General features: G+C 62.3%; 2 pseudogenes. Both read right to left on the minus strand.

Annotated elements, in window-relative coordinates:
• Positions 1-298 (minus strand): annotated as a pseudogene (locus EN939_RS36680) (3-oxoacyl-ACP synthase); the annotation flags it as partial.
• A 9-nt stretch (positions 299-307) separates the two neighbouring features.
• Positions 308-724 (minus strand): annotated as a pseudogene (locus tag EN939_RS36685) (phosphate acyltransferase PlsX); the annotation flags it as partial.

The following is a 724-nucleotide window of genomic DNA, read 5'->3' on the forward strand; positions in this document are numbered from 1 at the left end:
CGAGCCGGTTTTGGATCTCGACGGCAGTGGCCGGGAATGTGTTGTTGGGCGTCGAGGTCGCCAGCACGATCAGATCGATGTCGACTGGCGTGAGGCCGGCATTGGCAAGTGCGGCACGTGCCGCTGCTTCCCCCAGCGAAGCCGTGGTCTCGTCGTCACCAGCGATATGGCGCTGGCGAATACCGGTACGCTGGGCGATCCACTCATCGGAGGTCTCGACCATGCCTTCGAAATCGGCATTCTTCATGATTCGGCGGGGCAGCGCGGCGCCCGTGCCGCGCACGACTGATCTGATCAAAGTTCTTTCCTATTCCTTTGCGTCGGTGACGACGTCGGATTTCCTAGATGACAGGGCACGCGGGTTGCGCGCATGAAACAGGTCCAGATCGGCCTCGATGCGGTCGAGGAGGTTGTTGCGGACCATGTCATAGCCGAGTTCGATCGCGGCGGCGAACCCATCAGAATCAGCACCGCCATGGCTTTTGACGACGATGCCGCTCAACCCCAGGAAAACGCCACCGTTGGACCGGCCGACATCCATCTTTTCGCGCAGGCGATCGAAGGCGCCCTTGGCGAAGATGTAGCCGATCCTGGCCATCAGAGTCCGGCTCATCGCCGCGCGCAGATAGCCACCGATCTGGCGCACCGTGCCTTCCGCCGTCTTCAGCGCGATGTTGCCGGCAAAGCCTTCGGTGACGACGACGTCGACCACGCCCTTGCCGAT

The organism is Mesorhizobium sp. M7A.F.Ca.CA.002.05.1.1 (assembly GCF_003998335.1).
Classification (GTDB): Bacteria; Pseudomonadota; Alphaproteobacteria; order Rhizobiales; family Rhizobiaceae; genus Mesorhizobium.